Origin of the sequence: Streptomyces sp. NBC_00286 (assembly GCF_036173125.1) — a bacterium.
Lineage (GTDB): Bacteria > Actinomycetota > Actinomycetes > Streptomycetales > Streptomycetaceae > Streptomyces.
Map to the genome: position 1 here is coordinate 6,657,376 of NZ_CP108054.1, position 23,694 is coordinate 6,681,069.

Consider the following 23,694-nt stretch of genomic DNA (forward strand, 5'->3'; position numbering starts at 1 on the left):
ACCGTGGGCTGGTTCACCTCCCTGTTCCCGGTGGCGCTCACTCCCGGCGACCACGGCCCGGGCTCGGCGCTGAAGGCGGTCAAGGAACAGCTCCGCGCCGTCCCCCGTCGCGGTGTCGGCTACGGCCTGACCCACGACCTGACCGCCCTGCCCACCGGGCTGGTGTTCAACTACCTCGGGCGCTTCGACGCGCTGACCTCCGCGGGTCTGTTCGCGATCACCGACGAGCCCGCGGGCGACACGGAAGCGTCCACAGGCGACCGCGCGCACATCATCGACGTCAACGGGGCGGTGTCCGGCGGACGGCTGAGCCTGGCATGGACGTACTCGTCGAACCTGCACGACCGCGTGACGGTCGAGGGCCTGGCCAGGGAGTTCGTCGTCCGGCTGCGCGCGCTGATCGAGCACTGCCTGACCGAGGAGGCTGGTGGCCTGACCCCGTCGGACGTGCCGCTGGCCAGGTTGAACCAGGTGACCCTGGACCGGCTGGTGGCCGGCGACCGCCAGGTCGAGGACGTCTATCCGCTGTCGCCGCTGCAGCACGGCATGCTGTTCCACGCGCTGGCCGAACCCGACTCCGGCCTCTACGTCGAGCAGATCCACTGGCGGCTCGAAGGCGACCTCGACGTCGACCGGATGCGCGCCGCCTGGCAGAACGTCCTGGACCGGCACCCCATTCTGCGCACCGGATTCGTGTGGGAGGGCGTGCCGCGGCCGCTGCAGGTCGTCCGCGCCGATGTCTCCGTCCCGTGCGAGTATCACGACCTGTCTCCCATGGCCGTGGACGGCCGGGAGCCGCACATCGCCCGGCTGCTCGAGCAGGACCGCGTCGAGGGGTTCGACTTCGGGGCCGCGCCGTTGATGAAGGTGCGTGTGCTGCGCACGGACGACTCGCAGTACCACCTGGTGTGGAGCTTCCATCACGTCCTGCTGGACGGGTGGAGTGTCACCGCCGTCCTGGGAGAGGTCTTCGCCTCCTACAGCGGAACCGGCCTCGCCGCCGACGGTCGCTCCTACCGCGAGTTCATCGGCTGGCTCGGTGAACAGGACCTGGGTGCCGCGCAGGCGTACTGGCGGGAGGTCCTGGCTGGCTTCGAGACACCGACGGCACTTCCGGGCGACGGGTCCGGCACCTCTGCGGAGGGCGCCGAGCCGGGCCGGGTGGGCGCGGAGCTGTCGGCCGAGGCCGCGGCCGGTCTGGGTTCGGTGGCGCGGGCGGCGCGGGTGACGGTGAACTCGGTGGCGCAGGCTGCTTGGGGTCTGGTGCTGTCGCGGTTCGGCGGTGGTGCGGATGTGGTGTTCGGCACGACGGTGTCGGGTCGTCCGGCGGGCCTCGACGGTGTCGAGGAGATGGTGGGTCTGTTCATCAACACCCTGCCGGTGCGGGTGCGGGTGGATGAGCGGGCGACGGTCGTGGATCTGCTGCAGCGGGTTCAGGACGATCAGGTGGCGTCGCGCGAGTTCGAGTTCAGTCCGCTGGCCGATGTGCAGCGGTGGAGCGAGATCCCGGCGGGCGGGTCGTTGTTCGACTCCCTGTTCGTCTTCGAGAACTTCCCGCTCGGCTCGACCGCTGAGTCCATGCAGGGCGGCCCGTTCCGGATCACCTCCGGCGAATGGCACGAGAACACGAACTACCCCCTCACGGTCGTCGCGGTCCCGGGCGCGAGCCTGGAGATCGAAGCCTTTTACGACTGCTCCCGCTTCGCGGAGGCTCCGGTTCGGCGCCTGATCGACGCGTACGTCGGCCTGCTGGAGCAGATTGCGTGTGCTCGGTCGGACGCGTTGGTGGAGAGTCTGTCGGTGCTGGCCGAGGGTGAGCGGGAGCGGCTGCTGTCGGAGTGGAATGCGACGGCTGTGGAGTTGCCGGGTCTGCCGGTGCATGAGCTGGTGGCGGAGCAGACGCGGTTGCGTCCGGACGCCGTGGCAGTGGAGTTCGGTAAGGAGTCCGTCTCCTATGCCGAGTTGGATGCCCGTGCGAATCAGGTGGCGCATGCGCTGATCGCGGCGGGTGTGGAGCCGGGTTCGCTGGTCGGGGTCTGCCTGGACCGCAGTGCCGAAGTTCCCGCGGTCCTGCTCGGCGTGTGGAAGGCCGGGGCCGGTTATGTGCCGCTGGATCCGGGCTATCCGGCGGACCGTGTCGAGTTCATGCTGGCCGACGCCGATGTGCGGCTGGTGATAACCGAGCAGTCCTTCGCGGACCGGTTCGCAGAGGTGGTGCTGCTGGACGACATCTCCGGCTCCACTGCCGATCCGGGTGTGGCGGTGGCTCCGGACGACGTCGCGTATGTGATGTTCACGTCGGGTTCGACGGGCAGGCCGAAGGGTGTGGTGGTCGAGCACCGGTCGGTGGTGCGGCTGGTGTGGGGTCAGACCTACGGCGGGTTCGGTCCGGACAGTACGCAAATGCTGTTGGCGCCCTTGGCGTTCGACGCCTCGACGTTCGAGCTGTGGGGTGCGCTGATCCACGGTGGCCGGCTCGTGGTCGCCCCGCCCGGTGTGGTGGGCGTGTCGGAGCTCGCGGGGCTGATCTCCGGTCACGGGGTGCGGAATCTGTGGCTGACTGCCTCTCTGTTCAACGCCGTGGTGGACGAGGATCCCTCGGTGCTGACCGGCCTCGATCGGATTCTGGTCGGTGGTGAGGCCCTGTCCGTCCGCCATGTGCGGGCGGCACAGCAGGCGGTACCCGCCCTGCAGGTGGTCAACGGCTACGGCCCGACCGAGACGACCACCTTCGCTTGCACGTATGTGGTTCCTCCGCTGGCGGAGGGGACGGTGTCGGTGCCGATCGGCCGGCCGATCGGTAACACCTCGGTGTTCGTGTTGGACGGCCGGATGGAGCCGGTTCCGGTCGGTGTGGCGGGGGAGTTGTTCATCGGTGGCCCGGGTGTGGCGCGGGGTTATCTGAACCGTCCGGAGCTGACCGCTGAGCGGTTTTTGACCAGTCCGTTCGGTGGCGGCAGGTTGTACCGGACCGGTGATGTGGTGCGGTGGACGGCTCAGGGTGTGCTGGAGTTCGTCGGCCGTGTCGACGATCAGGTGAAGTTGCGTGGTTTCCGGATCGAGCCGGGCGAGGTCGAGGCGGCTGTGGCCGGACACCCCGCGGTTCGTGACGCGGTGGTGATGGTCCACGACCAGCGACTCATCGCCTACGTCACCCCGGCCGGCGAGGGTCTGGTCGAGCAGGAGGAGTTGCGGGAGTTCGTGGCCCGCTCCCTGCCGGAGTACATGGTCCCGGCCGTCGTCATGGTGCTGGAGAAACTGCCGCTGACTCCGAGCGGAAAGCTGGACCGTCGGGCGCTTCCTGCCCCTGAGGCCGTGCACGCCGAGTTCGTTGCCGCGCGGACCGAGACCGAGGCGGTCCTGGCCGAGGTGTGGGCCGAGGTGCTGGGTGTCGACCGGGTCGGCGTGCACGACAACTTCTTCGAGCTGGGCGGGGATTCGATCCTGTCGATCCAGGTCGTGGCGCGTGCTCGTGCGAGGGGGGTCGGAATCACTCCGAAGCTGGTGTTCGACCACCCCACGGTCGGTGCCCTGGCGTCGGTTGCCGGGGTGGAGTCCGTCCAGGCGGAGCAGGGCCTCGTCACCGGCGAGGCACCGCTGACGCCCATCCAGTCGTGGTTCTACGGCCTGGACCTGCCGGAGCGGAACCACTTCAACCAATCCGTACTGCTCGACGTGACCGGTGCCGACCGTGCTGCCCTCGATGCGGCCGTTCGGACCCTGATCACCCATCACGATGCGCTGCGTCTGCGGTCGGACGGCTCGCGGCTGTGGTTTGCCGAGCCCGACGGTCAGGGCCTGGAGGACGCGGACGGCCGCACCGCGGACGATGTTCAGGCGAGCCTGGACCTGGTGAACGGCCCGGTCGCGCGGTTCGTGCTCCTGCCTGGGGACCGGCTGCTGATCGCCATTCACCACATGGCCGTGGACGGGGTCTCCTGGCGGATCCTGCTCGAAGACCTCGCCGCCGCCAGGAGCGGCGCGTCGCTGGCCCCCAAGACCACCTCGTTCAAGGAGTGGGCGAAGCGCCTCCGGCAGGCCAGTGACCCCTCGGAAGACGAGTACTGGGACAGCGTCCCGGTCACCGAACTGCCCGTCGACCGCCCCGCCGGCGACAACACCGTCGCCTCCGCCGAGTCGGTTGCGGTCGAGCTGGACGAGGAGACGACACGGGCGCTGCTGACACAGGTGCCCGCGGTCTACCGGACGCAGATCAACGACGTCCTGCTGACCGCGCTGGCCCAGACCCTGGCGACATGGACGCGGCAGGAGTCCGTTTCGGTCGCGCTGGAGGGGCACGGCCGCGAGGAACTGTTCGACGACGTCGACGTCTCCCGCACGGTCGGCTGGTTCACCTCCCTGTTCCCGGTCGCGCTCACCCCGGGCGCTGATCGCCCGGCCACCGCGCTGAAGGCGGTCAAGGAGCAACTGCGGGCCGTCCCACGGCGCGGTGTCGGCTACGGCCTGACCCACGACCTGACCGCCCTGCCCACCGGGCTGTCCTTCAACTACCTCGGGCAGTTCGACACCGAGGGCTTCGACACGGTCAACGAACCCTCAGGTGCGGCGGAAGCCGCAACGGGTCGCCGAGCGCACCTGGTCGAGGTCAACGCCGCGGTCTCCGGTGGCCGTCTGAGCGTCACGTGGACCTATTCGGCCCACCTCCATGACCGCCCGACGGTCGAGGGGCTGGCGGACGAGTTCCTGATCCGGTTGCGGGAGTTGATCGAGCATTGCCTGACCGAGGAGGCCGGTGGCCTGACTCCGTCGGACGTGCCGCTGGCACGCTTGGACCAGGCGTCGCTGGACCGGCTGGTGGGCGGCGATCGCCAGGTCGAGGACGTGTATCCGCTGTCGCCGCTGCAGCACGGCATGTTGTTCCACGCGCTGGCCGAGCCCGACTCCGGCCTGTATGTCGAGCAGATCCACTGGCGGCTCGAAGGCGACCTGGACATCGACCGGATGCGCGCCGCCTGGCAGAAGGCGATGGACCAACACGCCATCCTGCGCACGGGATTCGTGTGGGAAGGAGTACCGCGGCCCCTTCAGGTGGTGCGTCGCGGGCAGGACGTTCCGTTCGAGTTCCATGACGTCTCAGGACTGCCGGAGGCCGAGCAAGAGGCCTGGTTGCAGGGCCTGCTCGACGCGGACCGTGTCCGTGGCTTCGACTTGAGTGCGCCGCCGCTGATGCGGGTCCACCTCGTACGGGAGTCCTCCGAGGCCCACGTGTTGGTGTGGTCGTTCCACCACATCCTGCTCGACGGGTGGAGCACCAGCACGGTCCTCGCCGATGTCTTCGCCGGCAGCGTCGAGTCCGTCGTACGGCGTCCGTATCGGGAGTTCATCGGATGGCTGGACGAGCAGGACGCTGATGCCGCGGAGACGTACTGGCGTGGGGCCCTGGCCGGCTTCACCGAGTCGACCCCCCTGGGCATCGACCGCCCGGCCGCCGGACCGGAAGTCGAGCCCCGCACCCACGGTGTCGTCTTGAGCGCGGACACCTCATCGGCGTTGTCGGTGTTGGCGCGTTCGCGTCGGGTGACGGTGAATGCGGTGGTGCAGGCGGCGTGGGCGTTGTTGCTGGCGCGGGTCAGTGGTGAGCGGGATGTGGTGTTCGGGACGACGGTGTCCGGTCGGCCGGCTGATCTTGCGGGTGTCGAGGGCATGGTGGGTCTGTTCATCAACACGCTCCCGGTGCGCGTTCAGACGGGTGACGGTTCGGTGCTGGATCTGGTGGAGCGGGTGCACCGGGATCAGGCGGAGTTGCGGCGGTTCGACTATGCGCCGTTGGCGGATGTGCAGCGGTGGAGTGATGTGGCGGCCGGTGAGCCGTTGTTCGAGTCGTTGTTCGTGTTCGAGAACTATCCGCTGGGCCAGAGCGGTACGGGTTCGTCGGATGGGGTGCGGGTTGTTCCGGCGGGGGTGCGGGAGCACACGAACTATCCGCTGACCGCGGTGGTCATGCCGGGTGAACGGATGGCGTTGCAGCTGTTGTTCGATCCGCGTCGGTTCGATGCCGGGGCGGTCGAGTGGCTGGCGGGTGCGTATGAGCGGCTGCTGGAGCAGTTGGTGGCCGCGCCGGATGTTCCGGTCGATGAGCTGTCGGTGCTTTCTGACGATGAGCGTGCTCGTCTGGTGGTGGGGTGGAACGACACGGCTGTGGAGGTTCGGCCGGGTCTGGTGCATGAGTGGGTGTCCGCTCAGCCCGGGGACGGGGTGGCGGTCCGTTTCGGCGATGTCACGTTGTCGTATGGGGAGTTGGTGGCGCGGGCGGACCGGTTGGCGTGGGTGTTGCGGTCGCGTGGTGTGGGTGCGGGTTCGCTGGTCGGTGTGTGTTTGCGGCGGTCGGTGGATGTGCCGGTGGTGTGGCTGGCGGTGCTGAAGGCGGGTGCGGCTTTCGTGCCGCTGGATCCGGAGTATCCGGCCGGCCGGCTGCGCTTCATGCTGACGGACAGCGGCGCGCAGCTGCTGGTCACCCACGGCGAGTTGGTGGAGCGGCTTCCGGAGCATGACGCGGATGTCCTGCTGGTCGACGGAGCGGACCTGGACCTGTCCGCTCCTGCCGGGCCGGTTGCCGCGGTGGAGGTGGGGTCGTCGGATGTGGCGTATGTGATTTATACGTCGGGTTCGACGGGGCGGCCGAAGGGTGTGCTGGTCGAGCACGGGGGTCTGGCGAACCTGATCGGTGCGGCGGGTGCCGACTTCAATCTGGGCCCGGATGCGCGGGTGTTGCAGTTCTCCTCGCCGAGTTTCGACGGTGCGGTGTGGGAGACGTTCATGGCGCTGGCCTGGGGTGGTGCACTGTGTCTGAGCCGGCGCGGGCATGGGTTTGCCGCCGATGAGCTGGTGGGTCAGGTCGTGGCGGAGGGGATCTCGCATGTGATGCTGCCGCCGTCGGTGCTGTCGGTGGTCGATGAGCTGCCGGGTGTGCGGGTGGTGATCGCGGGGGGTGAGAAGTGCTCGCCGCAGCTGGCCGCAAAGTTCCCGCAGGCTCGGTTCGTCAATGCGTACGGGCCGACTGAGGGCACGGTGTGTGTGTCGGTGATGCCGGTGGACGGGCCGGTGACGGCGGTGAGTGTGCCGATCGGTCGTCCGTTGCCCAATACCCGGCTGTATGTGCTGGACGGGCGGATGGAACCGGTTCCGGTCGGTGTCGCCGGTGAGCTGTTCGTGGGTGGTCATGGTGTGACGCGTGGCTATCTGGGCCGGCCGGGTCTGACCGCGCAACGGTTCGTGGCGGATCCGTTCGGCGGGGTGCCGGGGGGCCGGTTGTATCGGACCGGTGACCTGGTGCGCCGGCTGGCGGATGGCACGTTGGAGTACATCGACCGCGCGGACGACCAGGTGAAACTGCGGGGCTTCCGGGTCGAGTTGGGCGAGATCGAGGCCGCCCTCACCCGCCACCCCGGTATCCGGGACGCCGCCGTCACCGTCCGCGACGGCCGGCTCGTGGCCTATCTGATCGAGTCGGCTGGGGTGGCGGACGAGGAGTTGCGTGCGGGGTTGCAGCGGACGCTGCCCGAGCACATGGTCCCGGCGATCTATATGAGGCTCGAGGCGTTCCCCCGGACCCCGGGTGGGAAACTCGACCGCCGCGCACTCCCCGCACCTGCCGCCCCCCACGCGACGTACGTTGCGGCCCGGACCGAGACCGAGGCGGTCCTGGCCGAGGTGTGGGCCGAGGTGCTGGGTGTCGACCGGGTCGGTGTCCACGACAACTTCTTCGAGCTGGGCGGCGACTCCATCCTGTCCATCCAGGTCGTGGCGCGTGCCCGCGCGAGGGGTGTCGGCATCACCCCCAAGCTGGTGTTCGACCACCCGAACGTCGCCGACCTGGCCCTGGTCGCCGGGGTGGAGGCTGTCCAGGCGGAGCAGGGCGTCGTCACCGGTGAGGCGCCTCTTACGCCGATCCAGTCGTGGTTCTACGGTCTGGATCTGCCGGAGCGGAACCACTTCAACCAGTCGGTCCTGCTCGATGTGACCGGCGTGGACCGGCAGGCGCTCGACACTGCCGTTCAGACCTTGCTCGCGCACCACGATGCATTGCGTCTGCGCTCGGACGGCACCCGTCAGTGGTTCGCCGAGCCTGACGGCCAGGGTCTGGAGGATGCGGACGGCCGCACCGCGGACGATGTCCAGGCGAGCCTGGATCTGGTGACCGGCCCGGTGGCGCGGTTCGTGCTCCTGTCCGGGGACCGGCTGCTGATCGCGGTCCACCACATGGCCGTGGACGGAGTGTCGTGGCGGATCCTGCTGGAGGACCTGGCCGCCGCTTGCGAAGGTGCCCCGCTGCCGGCGAAGACGACCTCGTTCAAGGAGTGGGCCACCCGTCTGCAGACCGTCGGGGACCCCGCCGAGGACACGTACTGGAACACAATCCCGGCCGCTCCCCTGCCCGTTGATCACCCGGGCGGTGAAAACACGGTCGCCTCCGCCGAGTCGGTGGCGGTCGAGCTGGACGAGGCGGAGACGCAGGCGTTGCTGACGGAGGTGCCGGCGGCGTACCGGACGCAGATCAACGACGTGCTGCTGACCGCGCTCGCGCAGACGTTGGCCGGCTGGACCGGCCAGGAGACCGTGACCGTCGCGCTGGAGGGTCACGGCCGTGAGGAGTTGTTCGACGACGTCGACGTCTCCCGCACGGTCGGCTGGTTCACCTCCCTGTTCCCGGTCCCGCTCACCCCCGCAGCGGACGGTCCGGGTGCGGCGCTGAAGGCGGTCAAGGAACAGCTCCGTGCCGTCCCGCGGCGTGGTGTCGGCTACGGCCTGACCCACGATCTGACCGCGCTGCCGGGCGGGTTGTCGTTCAACTATCTGGGCCAGTTCGACGCGGTGACCTCGGACGGTCCGCTGGGTGTGGTGGCGGAACCGGCCGGTGCGATGACGGCCGAGTCGGGTGTCCGTGCGCACCTGGTCGAGGTGAACGGCGCGGTCTCCGGTGGGCGGTTGAGTGTCGGTTGGACGTATTCGTCGAACCTGCATGACCGTGCGACGGTCGCCGGGCTGGCCGAGGAGTTCATGACCCGGCTTCGCGCGCTGATCGAGCACTGCCTGGCCGGAAACGCCGGTGGTCTGACGCCGTCGGATGTGCCGCTGGCCGGCCTGGACCAGGGCGCTCTGGACGTGCTCGCCGACCGCCAGGTCGAGGACGTGTACCCGTTGTCGCCGCTGCAGCAGGGCATGCTGTTCCACGCCCTGGCCGAACCCGACTCCGGCCTGTACGTCGAGCAGATCCACTGGCGCGTCCACGGCGAACTCGACGCCGACCGCCTCCGCCACGCCTGGCAGGCCACCGTGGACGCCCACCCCATTCTGCGCAGCTCGTTCGCATGGGAGCAGGCCGAGCGGCCGCTGCAGGTGGTCCGGGCCGACGTACGCATACCGTTCGAAATGCTCGACCTGCGAGGGGCCGAGAACCCCGAGGCCGAGGTCGACCGCCTGAACGAGGCCGACCGCCGCCGCGGGTTCGAGCTGGCGACCGCTCCGCTCGTGCGCGTCCGCGTGATGCGCACGGAGGACTCGGGTCACCATGTCCTCTGCACGTTCCATCACATCCTGCTCGACGGCTGGAGCCTGTCCTCCGTCCTCGGCGAGGTGTTCACCCGGTACGGCTCCGGCAGCGTCGGCGACGCTGCGGTGCGGCCGTACCGTGACTACATCGCCTGGCTGCAGGATCAGGACCTGCATGCCGCGGAGACGTACTGGCGGGAGAAGTTCGCCGGATTCTCCTCGGTGACCCAGCTGGGCATCGAGCGATCCGCCGCATCCGAAGGCGGGCACACCGGCCCCGGCATCTTCGGGACGACCCTGCCGACGCGTACCACCGCGGCCCTGGCCGACCTCGCACGGGCCCGCGGCCTGACCCTCAACACCCTCACCCAGGGCGTGTGGGCCCTGCTGCTGTCCAGGTACAGCCGCAGTCAGGACGTGGTCTTCGGTGCCACGGTCTCCGGCCGACCGCCCGCGCTCGCCGGTGTGGAGAGCATGGTGGGCCTGTTCATCAACACGCTTCCCGTGCGGGTCCGTGTCGACAGCGGAACCTCCGTGGGCGAATGGCTGGAACACCTCCAGCGCGAGCAGCTCGAACTGCGCCAGTACGAATACAGTCCGCTGGCCGACGTACAGCGATGGAGCGAGATCCCGGCCGGTGAGCCGCTGTTCGAGTCGCTGTTCGTCTTCGAGAACTACCCGCTCGGCAGCGTCGAAGGCGACCCGGCGGACAACGGCCTCGACATCACCCCGCTGCCCATGACGGAGCAGACCAACTATCCGTTGACGGCCATCGTCATGCCCGGCGACGCCCTGTCGGTCCAGATGTTCTACGACCAGGACCGATTCCACGGCGACGACATCGACCGTCTGGGCGCCGCCTACGTCGAACTGCTGGAGCAGATCGCCGCCGCGTCGCTCGAGGCACCGATCGCCGGACTGTCGCTGCTCGGCGAGGACGAGCGCCGACGGGTGCTGTGGGAGTGGAACGACACGGCCGTCGACTACCCGGGCGATCTCCTGCTGCACGAGGTGATCGCGGAACGGGCCCGGCTCGCGGCGGACGCGACCGCAGTGGAGTTCGCGGGTGCCCGGATGTCGTACGCGGAGCTGGACGCACGGGCCAACTCGGTGGCACACGCACTCGTCGACGCCGGTGTGGGTGCCGGGTCGCTGGTGGGCGTCTGCCTGGAACGCGGGCTCGACGTGGTGTCGGTCCTGCTGGGCGTATGGAAGGCCGGCGCCGGCTACGTTCCCCTCGACCCGGATTACCCGGCCGATCGCCTCGAGTTCATCGTGACCGACGCAGGCGTGGACGTGTTGGTGACCGCGTGCTCGCTGGTGGACCGCATGCCCGCGTTCGACGGCGTCGTCCTCCCGGTGGAGGAGATCGACGGACCGGCCTCCGCCCCGGATGTGACGGTGGCCCCCGACGACGTGGCGTACGTGATCTACACCTCGGGCTCGACGGGCAGGCCCAAGGGCGTGGCCGTCGAACACGGGGGCCTGGTGCGGCGTGTGCTGTCCCTGCAGGACCGGTACCCGCTGTCGGACGAGGACCGGGTCATGCAGAAGACGCCGCTGACGTTCGACGTCTCGGTACTGGATCTGTTCTGGCCCCTGGCGGCGGGCTCCGTCGTGGTGATGGCGCGCCCGGGCGGCCACGCCGACGCCGGATACCTCGCGCAGGCGGTCGCCGACGAGCGGATCACGGTGCTTCACTTCGTGCCCTCGATGCTGGAGGCACTGCTGGACTACGGCTTCACCCCGCCGACGCGGCTGCGGCTGGTGTTCTGCATGGGCGAGGCACTGACCACCCGGCTCGTGGACCGGTTCGGCGCGGTGTCCGGCGCGGAACTCCACGACGGCTACGGTCCGACCGAGGCGACGATCGCGATGATCTTCTCGGCCTGCGAACCGGGCACACCGGGGGTGCTGGTGCCCATCGGGCGGCCGATCGCCAACACCGACATCTACATTCTCGACGACGCGATGGAGCCGGTCCCGCCGGGCGTACCGGGTGAGCTGTTCATCGGTGGAGTGGGAATCGCGCGGGGCTATGTGGGCCGCCCGGGCCTGACCGCGGAGCGTTTCGTCGCCGACCCGTTCGGCGGCGTTGCGGGAGCGCGGCTCTACCGGACCGGTGACCTGGCCCGGTACCGGCCGGACGGAGTGATCGAGTTCCTGGGCCGGCTGGACGACCAGGTCAAGGTACGCGGGTTCCGGGTGGAGCCCGGCGAGATCGAAGCGTTCCTGGCCTCCCACCCGGCGGTCCGCGACGCGGTCGTCGTGGTCCGCAGGCAGCAGCTGGTGGCCTACCTGACGCCCGCGGGCGACACGCTTCCCGGCGTGGCGGAGCTGCGCGAATACGCCGGACAGAGCCTGCCGGAGTACATGGTTCCGGCGGTGTTCGTCGTGCTCGAAGCCCTGCCGCTGACTCCGAGCGGGAAGCTGGACCGCCGCGCCCTGCCCGACCCGGACACCGGGCGGCTCGGTCTGGAGACCGGCTTCGTGGCCGCGCGGACCGAGACCGAGGCGGTGCTGGCCGAGGTGTGGGCCGAGGTGCTGGGTGTCGAACGGGTCGGTGTCCACGACAACTTCTTCGAGTTGGGCGGGGATTCGATCCTGTCCATCCAGGTCGTGGCGCGTGCTCGCGCGAGGGGTGTGGGGATCACTCCGAAGCTGGTGTTCGACCACCCCACGGTCGCGGACCTTGCCCTGGTCGCCGGGGTGGAGGCTGTCCAGGCGGAGCAGGGCGTCGTCACCGGTGAGGCGCCTCTTACGCCGATCCAGTCGTGGTTCTACGGTCTGGATCTGCCGGAGCGGAACCACTTCAACCAGTCGGTCCTCCTCGATGTGACCGGCGTGGACCGGCAGGCGCTCGACACTGCCGTCCGGACCCTGTTCACCCACCACGATGCGCTGCGTCTGCGCTCGGACGGCACCCGTCAGTGGTTCGCCGAGCCTGACGGCCAGGGTCTGGAGGATGCGGACGGCCGCACCGCGGACGATGTCCAGGCGAGCCTGGATCTGGTGACCGGCCCGGTGGCGCGGTTCGTGCTCCTGTCCGGGGACCGGCTGCTGATCGCGGTCCACCACATGGCCGTGGACGGAGTGTCGTGGCGGATCCTGCTGGAGGACCTGGCCGCCGCTTGCGAAGGTGCCCCGCTGCCGGCGAAGACGACCTCGTTCAAGGAGTGGGCCACCCGTCTGCAGACCGTCGGGGACCCCGCCGAGGACACGTACTGGAACACAATCCCGGCCGCTCCCCTGCCCGTTGATCACCCGGGCGGTGAAAACACGGTCGCCTCCGCCGAGTCGGTGGCGGTCGAGCTGGACGAGGCGGAGACGCAGGCGTTGCTGACGGAGGTGCCGGCGGCGTACCGGACGCAGATCAACGACGTGCTGCTGACCGCGCTCGCGCAGACGTTGGCCGGCTGGACCGGCCAGGAGACCGTGACCGTCGCGCTGGAGGGTCACGGCCGTGAGGAGTTGTTCGACGACGTCGACGTCTCCCGCACCGTCGGCTGGTTCACTTCTCTCTTCCCGGTCGCGCTCACCCCGGGCGCCGATGGTCCTGGTGCGTCGCTGAAGGCGGTCAAGGAACAGCTCCGCGCCGTCCCGCGTCGTGGTGTCGGCTACGGCCTGACCCACGACTTGACCGCGCTGCCGGCCGGGTTGTCGTTCAACTATCTGGGCCAGTTCGACGCGGTGACCTCGGATGGTCCGCTGGGTGTGGTGGCGGAACCGGCCGGTGCGATGACGGCCGAGTCGGGTGTGCGTGCGCATCTGGTCGAGGTGAACGGCGCGGTCTCCGGTGGGCGGTTGAGTGTCGGTTGGACGTATTCGTCGAATCTGCATGACCGTGCGACGGTGGCCGGGCTGGCGGAGGAGTTCATGACCCGGCTTCGGGCGCTGATCGAGCACTGCCTGGCCGGAAACGCCGGTGGTCTGACGCCGTCGGATGTGCCGCTGGCCGGCCTGGACCAGGGCGCTCTGGACGTGCTCGCCGACCGCCAGGTCGAGGACGTGTACCCGTTGTCGCCGCTGCAGCAGGGCATGCTGTTCCACGCGCTGGCCGAACCCGACTCGGGCCTGTACGTCGAGCAGATCCACTGGCGCGTCCACGGCGAACTCGATGGCGACCGCCTCCGCCACGCCTGGCAGGCCGTGATGGAACGGCACCCGGTGCTGCGGACGACGATCGGCACCGACACCGGCGCACCCCTGCAGTTCGTGCACCGCCGTTTCGAGGTCCCCTTCGACCTCATCGACTGGAGCGGTCTCGGCGAGGACGAGCGCGACTCCCGGATCGCCGAGCTCGTGACGGCCGACCGGCTACGCGGCTTCGCCTTCGACACCGGTCCGCTCTTCCGGATCCGTTTGGTCCGTCTCGACGCGTCGACGTATCACCTGGTGTGGAGCTTCCATCACATCCTGCTGGACGGCTGGAGCCTCAGTACGGTGCTGCGGGACGTGTTCGCCTGGTACGAGCGGCCGAGTGCCGGCGGCGACGAGCATGTGCGGCCGTTCCGCGACTACCTCGGCTGGCTCGGCGAGCAGGACCTGGACGCGGCCGAGGAGTTCTGGCGGCGGCGACTCGCGGGCTTCGAGGAAGTCACCCCGTTCGACCCGGGTACCGCGCCCTGGCCCGACGACGGGCCCGGAAAGGGCCGCGTGGGTATGGGAGAAGTCCGCCTCCCCGCCGAGACGTTGAACGGGCTGGCCCGCCTGGCGCGTTCGCAGCGCTTGACGCTGAGCACCCTGGCTCAGGGGGCGTGGGGTCTGTTGCTGTCGCGCTACAGCGGTCGCCGGGACGTGGTGTTCGGGACGACGGTGTCGGGCCGTCCCGCGGGCCTCGACGGCGTCGAAAGCATGGTGGGCCTGTTCATCAACACGCTTCCCGTGCGGGTACAGGTGGACGACCGCGAGCCGGTCGAAGACTGGTTGCAGCGCCTCCAGGCCGAGCAGGCGGAGCTGCGGCAGTACGAGTACAGCCCGCTGGCCGACGTGCAGCGGTGGAGCGACGTCCCGGCCGGCGACCCGTTGTTCGAGACACTCTTCGTCTACGAAAACTTCCCGCTCAGCGCCGCGCCGGACGCCGTCCAACGGCAAACCCTGACCTTCGAGGTCGTGGAGTCCCGAGGGCACACCAACTACCCGCTGACGGTCGTCGCCGTCCCCGGTGACGGCATAACGGTCCACGCCTTCTACGACGAGCGGAGGTTCGACGCCGCAGCGATCGAACGCGTCCTCAACTCCTACTTCCGCCTGCTCACCGAACTGGCCTCCGCCGATGTGTCGCGCATGCCGGTGGACGAGCTGTCCGTCCTCGCACCCCAGGACCGTCTGCAACTGCTCACCTCGTGGAACGACGCGGCTGTGGAGGTGCGTCCGGGGCTGGTTCACGAGCTGGTGGCGGAGCGGGCTCGGCTGGCTCCGGATGCGGCGGCTGTCTCCTTCGAGGGCCGGGTGTTGTCGTATGGGGAGCTGGATGCGTGGGCGAATCGGCTGGCGCGGGTGTTGCGGTCGCGTGGTGTGGGTGCGGGTTCGTTGGTGGGCGTGTGTGTGGGGCGTTCGGAGCGGTTGCCGGTGGTGCTGCTGGCGGTGTTGAAGGCGGGTGCGGGTTATGTGCCGCTGGATCCGGAGTATCCGGCGGATCGTCTGGCGTTCATGCTGGCCGACTCGGGTGCGGAACTGCTGCTGGTCGAGGACGAGTTCGTGGAGCGTCTGCCGGAGCTGGCCGGCTTCGGGGGCGAGGTGTTCGTCGTCGACGGTGACGCCGGGGTGGGGGCGGAGTCCGGTGCCCCGTTGGGGGTTGAGGTTGCGCCGGGTGATGTGGCGTATGTGATCTACACGTCGGGTTCGACGGGGCGGCCGAAGGGTGTGCTGGTCGAGCACCGGAATGTGGTGAATCTGCTGGCGGGGACGCGGGAGCGGTTCGGGTTCGGGTCGGATGATGTGTGGTCGTTGTTCCACTCCTACGCCTTTGACTTCTCGGTGTGGGAGTTGTGGGGCGCGTTGGTGTCGGGTGGGCGTGTGGTGGTGGTGCCGCGTGCGCTGACTCGTTCGCCTGACAGCCTGTGGGGTCTGCTGGTGGGCGAGGGTGTGACGGTGTTGAACCAGACGCCGTCGATGTTCGCTCAGGTGGCCCGGGCGGCGGTGCACTCGGGCCGGATGGCGTCCTCGGATCTGCGGTGGATCGTCTTCGGTGGGGAAGCGCTGGAGCTCGGACATGTCCGGGAGTGGTTCGCCGAGGCGGGGCCGGACGGGCCCGGTCTGGTGAACATGTTCGGCATCACGGAGACGACGGTGCACGTCACGTGGGCGGACGTACCGGACGGTGAGTCGCGGCCGTTGGTGGGCCGGGGTATTCCGAATGTGCGGGTGTATGTGCTGGACGACCGGCTGGAGCCGGTGCCGGTCGGTGTCGCGGGTGAGATCTGTGTGGGCGGCCTTGGTGTGGCCCGTGGTTATCTGGGTCGGCCGGGTCTGACCGCTGAGCGGTTCGTCGCGGACCCGTTCGGCGCGGGTGCGGGTGAGCGGTTGTACCGCTCGGGTGACCTGGGACGCTGGCATGCGGACGGGACGCTTGAGTACCTGGGCCGGGCCGACCATCAGGTGAAGGTGCGCGGTTTCCGTATCGAGCCCGGTGAGATCGAAGCCGCACTGGCCGCTCACCCGGCGATCCGCGACGCGGTGGTCGTGGTCAGGGATGACCGTCTGGTCGCCTATCTGACCCCGGCCGCGCACAACCCGGTGCCCGGCGTCGCCGAGCTGCGGGAGTTCCTCGTACGGAGCCTGCCGGAGTACATGGTTCCGGCGGTGTTCGTCGTACTCGAGGCCCTGCCGCTGACTCCGAGCGGGAAGCTGGACCGCCGCGCCCTGCCCGACCCGGACACCGGGCGGCTCGGTCTGGAGACCGGCTTCGTTGCCGCGCGGACCGAGACCGAGGCGGTGCTGGCCGAGGTGTGGGCCGAGGTGCTGGGTGTCGACCGGGTCGGCGTCCACGACAACTTCTTCGAGCTGGGCGGCGACTCCATCCTGTCGATCCAGGTGGTCGCCCGGGCCCGCGCCAAGGGCGTGGGGATCACTCCGAAGCTGGTGTTCGACCACCCCACGGTGGCGGATCTGGCGTCGGTTGCCGGGGTGGAGTCCGTCCAGGCGGAGCAGGGCCTCGTCACCGGCGAGGCACCCCTCACGCCCATCCAGTCGTGGTTCTACGGCCTGGACCTGCCGGAGCGGAACCACTTCAACCAGTCCGTGCTGCTCGATGTGACCGGCGTGGACCGGGAGACATTGGCCGCAGCGGTGGACACGCTGCTCACCCATCACGACGCGCTGCGTCTGCGCTCGGACGGCACGCGTCAGTGGTTCGCCGAGCCCGACGGCCAGGGCCTGGAGGACGCGGACGGCCGCACGGCGGACGACGTCCAGGCGAGCCTGGACCTGGTGAACGGCCCGGTGGCACGGTTCGTGCTCCTGTCCCAGGACCGGCTGCTGATCGCGGTCCATCACATGGCCGTCGACGGCGTCTCCTGGCGCATCCTGCTCGAAGACCTGGTCGCCGCCTACGAGGGCGCCCCCCTGGCCCCCAAGACCACCTCCTTCAAGGAGTGGGCCGAGCGCCTCCGGCAGGCGGCCGCCCCGGCCGAGGACGCGTACTGGGACACCGTCCCGACCACTGCCCTGCCCACTGACCACCCGGGCGGCGAGAACACAGTCACATCCGCCGAGACGCTCGCGGTCGAGCTGGACGAGGACGAGACCCGAGCACTGCTGACCGAGGTGCCGGCGGCGTACCGGACGCAGATCAACGACGCTCTGCTGACCGCGCTTTCCCAAACCCTGACCGACTGGACCGGCCAGGACACCGTGACCGTCGCCCTGGAGGGCCACGGCCGCGAGGAGTTGTTCGACGACGTCGACGTCTCCCGCACGGTCGGCTGGTTCACCTCCCTGTTCCCCGTCCCGCTCACCCCCGGAGCCGACGGCCCGGGCCCGGCGCTCAAGGCGGTCAAGGAACAGCTCCGCGCCGTCCCGCGCCGCGGTGTCGGCTACAGCCTGACCCACGACCTGACCGCCCTGCCCGCCGGACTGTCCTTCAACTACCTCGGCCGAATGGACTCGGGCGGTACTGCCGGAGGCCCCTTCGGCATGGCCGACGAGCCGATGGGCGCGCCGGCCGCCCCGACGGGGGAGCGGGCCTTCGCGATCGAGGTGAACGGCTCCGTGGCAGCCGGACGGCTGACCCTGGCATGGACCTATTCGTCCAACCTGCACGACCGCGCGACGGTCGAGGGTCTGGCCGAGGAGTTCGTCGTCCGGCTGAGGGCGCTGATCGAGCACTGCCTGACCGAGGAGGCCGGTGGCCTGACGCCGTCGGACGTGCCGCTGGCGGGTCTGGATCAGGCGGCGCTGGACCGGCTGGTGGCCGGCGACCGTCAGGTCGAGGACGTGTACCCGCTGTCGCCGCTGCAGCAGGGCATGCTGTTCCACGCGCTGGCCGAGCCCGACTCGGGCATGTACGTCGAGCAGATCCACTGGCGGCTCGACGGACCGCTCGACGCCGACAGGCTCCGGGCCGCCTGGCAGTCGGCCGTCGAGCGCCATCCCATCCTGCGTACCTCGGTGCGGCTCGACGACAGCGGCAAGCCTCTGCAGCTCGTGCATACCGGGATCGAGCTCCCGTACGAGCTGATCGATCTTCCCGGCGGAGAGGCCCAGGTCGAAGCACTCGTGGCCGCGGACCGCCGACAGGGGTTCGACTTCGCCGACGCGCCGCTGCTGCGGGTCCGGCTGATCCGCGTCGCCGACACGGTGCACCACCTGGTGTGGAGTTTCCATCACGTCCTGCTGGACGGGTGGAGTGCGACCGCGCTGCTGGGTGAGGTGTTCGCGGAGTACGAGTCCGGTGCGGTGCCCGGACCGGTGCGTCCGTACCGGGAGTTCATCGGCTGGCTCGGTGAACAGGACCTGGGTGCCGCGCAGGCGTACTGGAGGGAGGCCCTGTCCGGCTTCGAGACACCGACGGAGCTTCCGGAGGACCGTCCGGCGAACCTGCCGGAGCCCGACGCAGAACCCGGGCGGGTGGGCACGGTGCTGTCCGCCGAGGCCGCTGCCGGTCTCGGAGCGGTGGCGCGGGCGGCGCGCGTGACGGTGGCCTCGGTGGCGCAGGCCGCATGGGGCCTGGTCCTGGCGCGGTTCGGTGGCGGTTCGGATGTGGTGTTCGGCACGACCGTGTCGGGTCGTCCGGCGGGCCTCGACGGCGTCGAAGGCATGGTCGGTCTGTTCATCAACACGCTGCCCGTACGGGTCCGGGTGGACGAGGACGCCCGCCTCGCGGACCTGCTCCAGGGCATCCAGGACGACCACGCCGCGTTGCGTGAGTTCGAGTTCACCCCGCTGGCCGACGTGCAGCGGTGGAGCGAGATCCCGGCCGGCGGGTCGTTGTTCGACTCCCTGTTCGTCTTCGAGAACTACCCGCTCGGTCAAGGCGGCGCCGAACCCCTCGGCGACGGTGTGGCCGTGACCTCACTCGGACTGCGCGAACACACCAACTATCCCCTCACCGTCGTGGTCATGCCGGGAGACGGCCTGGGCGTGGAGGTGTTCTACGACCGGTCCCGCTTCAGCGCGGAGCGGGCCGAGCGTCTCACTTCGGCCTTCGTCGGCCTGCTGGAGCAGTTCATCGAGGCTCCGCCGGAAGCCACGGTCACGAGCCTGTCGGTGCTGGCCGAGGGTGAGCGGGAGCGGCTCCTTACGCAGTGGAATGCGACCGCCGTCGACCTGCCGGGCCGGCCCGTGCATGAGCTGGTGTCCGAACAGGCGCATCTGCGTCCGGACGCCGTGGCGGTGGAGTTCGGCGAGACGTCCGTCTCCTACGCGGACCTGGACGCCCGTGCGAATCAGGTGGCGCATGCGCTGATCGCGGCGGGTGTGGAGCCGGGTTCGCTGGTCGGGGTCTGCCTGGACCGCAGTGCCGAAGTACCCGCGGTCCTGCTCGGCGTGTGGAAGGTCGGGGCCGGCTATGTGCCGCTCGACCCCGGCTACCCGGCGGACCGTGTCGAGTTCATGCTGGCCGACGCCGATGTGCGGCTGGTGGTCACGCAGGCGGCGTACCGGGACCGGTTCACCGAGGTGGTGCTGCTGGACGACATCTCCGGCTCCACTGCCGATCCGGCGGTCGCGGTGGCCCCGGACGACATCGCGTATGTGATGTTCACGTCGGGTTCGACGGGCAGGCCGAAGGGTGTGGTGGTCGAGCACCGGTCGGTGGTGCGGCTGGTGTGGGGTCAGACCTACGCCGGGTTCGGTCCGGACAGTACGCAAATGCTGCTGGCGCCCTTGGCGTTCGACGCCTCGACGTTCGAACTGTGGGGTGCGCTGATCAATGGCGGCCGGTTGGTTGTCGCTCCGCCCGGTGTCGTGGGCGTGTCCGAACTCGCGGGCCTGATCTCCGGCCACGGGGTGCGGAACCTGTGGCTGACTGCCTCCCTGTTCAACGCCGTGGTGGACGAGGATCCCTCGGTGCTGACCGGCCTCGATCGGATTCTGGTCGGTGGTGAGGCCCTGTCCGTCCGCCACGTGCGGGCGGCACAGCAGGCGGTACCCGGCCTGCAGGTGGTCAACGGCTACGGCCCGACCGAGACGACCACCTTCGCCTGCACCTACGCCGTCCCCGAACTGGAGCAAGGAGCGCAGGGCGTGCCGATCGGCGGGCCCCTCGGCAACACCACGGCGTACGTGCTGGACGAGCGCATGGAACCCGTCCCGACAGGTGTCTCCGGCGAACTGTTCATCGGCGGCGCCGGCGTGGCCCGAGGCTATCTGCACCGCCCGGGCCAGACCGCCCAGCGGTTCATCGCGGACCCGTTCGGTAGCGGGCCGGGTGACCGGTTGTACCGCACCGGTGATGTGGTGCGGTGGACCGCCGAGGGTGTGCTCGAATTCGTCGGCCGCGCGGACGACCAGGTGAAACTGCGTGGCTTCCGGATCGAGCTGGGCGAGGTCGAGGCGGCCGTGGCCGGACACCCCGCGGTGCAGGACGTGGTGGTGCTGGTCCACGACCAGCGACTCGTCGCCTACGTCACCCCGGCCGGCGAGGATCTCGTCGAGCAGGAGGAGTTGCGGGAGTTCGTGGCCCGCTCCCTGCCGGAGTACATGGTCCCGGCCGTCGTCATGGTGCTGGAGAAGCTGCCGCTCACTCCGAGCGGCAAGCTGGACCGGCGCGCCCTGCCCGCCCCGGAGGCCGTGCACGCCGAGTACGTGGCTCCCCGGGACCGTACCGAGCTGGTGCTGGCCGAGGTGTGGGCCGAGGTGCTGGGTGTCGACCGGGTCGGCGTCCACGACAACTTCTTCGAACTGGGCGGCGACTCCATCCTGTCGATCCAGGTCGTGGCGCGTGCCCGTGCGAGGGGGGTCGGAATCACGCCGAAGCTGGTGTTCGACCACCTCACGATCGCCGACCTTGCCCTGGTCGCCGGGGTGGAGTCCGTCCAGGCCGAGCAGGGCGTCGTGACGGGCGAAGCACCGCTGATCCCGATCCAGAACTGGTTCTTCGGTCAGGAGCTGCCCGAGCAGGACCACTTCAACCAGTCGGTGCTGCTGAACGTCGCAGGCGCCGACCGGGAGGCCCTGGCCGCAGCCGTGGAGACGCTCCTCACCCACCATGACGCATTGCGTCTGCGGTCGGACGGCTCGCGCATGTGGTTCGCCGAGCCCGACGGCCAAGGCCTGGAGGACGCGGACGGCCGCACCGCGGACGACGTTCAGGCGAGCCTGGACCTGGTGAACGGCCCGGTCGCCCGGTTCGTGCTCCTGCCCGGAAACCGGCTGCTGATCGTCGTCCACCACATGGCCGTCGACGGAGTCTCCTGGCGCATCCTGCTCGAAGACCTCGCCGCCGCCTACCAGGGTGCGCCGCTCGCGGCGAAGACCACCTCGTTCAAGGAGTGGGCGAAGCGTCTCCGGCAGGCGGCCGACCCGGCGGAGGACGCGTACTGGGACACCGTCCCGGCCACCGCCCTGCCCGTTGACCACCCCGGCGGCGAGAACACGCTGGCCTCGGCAGAGTCGCTCGCGGTCGAGCTGGACGAGGCGGAGACGCAGGCGCTGCTGACCGAGGTGCCGGCGGCCTACCGGACGCAGATCAACGACGTCCTGCTGACCGCCCTCTCCCAGACCCTGGCCGCCTGGACCGGCCAGGACACCGTGACCGTCGCCCTGGAGGGCCACGGCCGCGAGGAGTTGTTCGACGACGTCGACGTCTCCCGCACGGTCGGCTGGTTCACCTCCCTGTTCCCCGTCGCCCTGGAACCGGGCGGGCAGGAACCCGGTCCCGCGCTCAAGTCGGTCAAGGAACAACTCCGCGCCGTCCCCCGCCGTGGCGTCGGCTACGGCCTGACCCACGACCTGACCGCGCTGCCCACCGGGCTGTCCTTCAACTACCTCGGACAGCTCGCCAGTGGCACCGCCACTGGCGACGGACCGTTCACCCCGGTGGACGAACCCGCGGGCCGGCCGGTGTCGCTTCTCGGCCACCGCGCGCACACCCTCGACGTGAACGCCGCCGTCCGCGACGGCCGGCTCAACGTCGCCTGGACGTACTCGTCGAACCTGCATGACCGCGCCACCGTCACCGGCCTCGCCGAGGACTTCATCACCCGGATGCGGGTGCTCATCGACCACTGCCTCAGTCCGGAGGCCGGAGGAGTGACCCCCTCCGACTTCCCGCTGGCAGGCCTGGAGGCAGGCGAGCTCGATTCGCTGCTCGACGCCCTCGACGACTTGGACAAGGAGTAACCACCGATGAAACAGAGTCGGGGCAACGTTGAGGACATCTACCCGATGTCTCCCCTGCAACAGGGAATGCTCTTCCACGGGCTGCTCGAATCAGGGTCGAGCATGTACTTCCAGCGGGCGCAGTGGCTGCTCGAAGGCGAGCTGGACCCGCGGGCCCTGGAACGGGCCTGGCAGGAGACCGTAGACCGCCACCCCATCCTGCGTACGGCCTTCCTGTGGGAGAAGACCAAGCAGCCGGTGCAGGTCGTCCGGGCCAAGGTGAAGGTACCGTTCACCCGGCACGATCTGGCGGGACTGTCCGGGGCCGAGCAGGAGCGGAGACTGCGGGAACTGCTGGACGCGGACCAGGCCGAGGGCTTCGACTTCGCCCGGGCCCCGCTGCTGCGGGTCACCCTCGTCCGGATGGCACCGCGGGTGCACCGGCTGATCTGGAGCTTCCACCATGTGCTCCTCGACGGCTGGAGCCTGGTCGCCGTACTCAACGAGGTGTTCGGCCGCTACGGGGACCCGGAGTTCGCGGCACGCCCGGTGCGGCCCTACCGCGAGTACATCGACTGGCTCGGGAAGCAGGACGCGTCCGCCGCCGAGCGCTTCTGGCGGACCGCTCTGGACGGATTCGAGTCGCCGACGCCGCTGACGTTCGCCCGGCCCGCAGGCCGGGCGGACAGCGACGGCGACTCCGAACCGGGAACCCACCGGGTCGCGATCGGCCGGGACGTCTCCGACGCCCTCACCGCCCTCGCACGCTCGCGCCACCTCACCGTGAACACCATCGCCCAGGCGGCCTGGGGGCTGCTGCTCGCCCGGCACGGCGGCACCCGGGACGTCGTATTCGGCACCACCGTGTCCGGCCGGCCGGCCGACCTGTCCGGTGTCGAGGAGATGATCGGTCTCTTCATCAACACGCTGCCCGTGCGCGTGCGGATCGGTGACGCGGAACGTGTCGGCGCATGGCTCGACAGGCTCCAGAAGGAGCAGACGGAGCTGCGGCAGTACGAGTACAGCCAGCTCGCACAGATTCAGTCCTGGAGCGACGTCGATGCGGGAGCGCCGCTGTTCGAGACGCTCTTCGTCTTCGAGAACTACCCCGTCAGCGCCACCGCCGCCGGACCGTCGGACGGCTCCGAGGACGACGCCCGGACCCTGCGGATGTCGGGCATCGACAACCGGGAACACACCAACTACCCGCTCTCCGTCGCGGTCGTCGTGGGCGACGGCCTCGCCCTGGACCTGTCGTACGACCGCCGGCGCATCGACGACGCGACCGTCGAACGGCTGGTCGCGCAGTACCTCCGGCTGCTGGAGCAGATACCCGGGCGGCTCGACGACCTGGTCGCCGAGCTCTCGCCCCTCACCGAGGACGAGCGGGCCGTCCTGCTGACCGGCGGGAACGAAGACGTC

At 69.7% G+C, this 23,694-nt stretch carries 1 pseudogene (only partly in view); it reads left to right on the forward strand.

The window, feature by feature from the left end:
- A pseudogene (locus tag OHT21_RS30490) lies at positions 1 to 23,676 on the forward strand (non-ribosomal peptide synthase/polyketide synthase) (its annotated part extends 14,535 nt beyond the left edge of the window); the annotation flags it as partial.
- Positions 23,677 to 23,694: the final 18 nt, after the last annotated feature.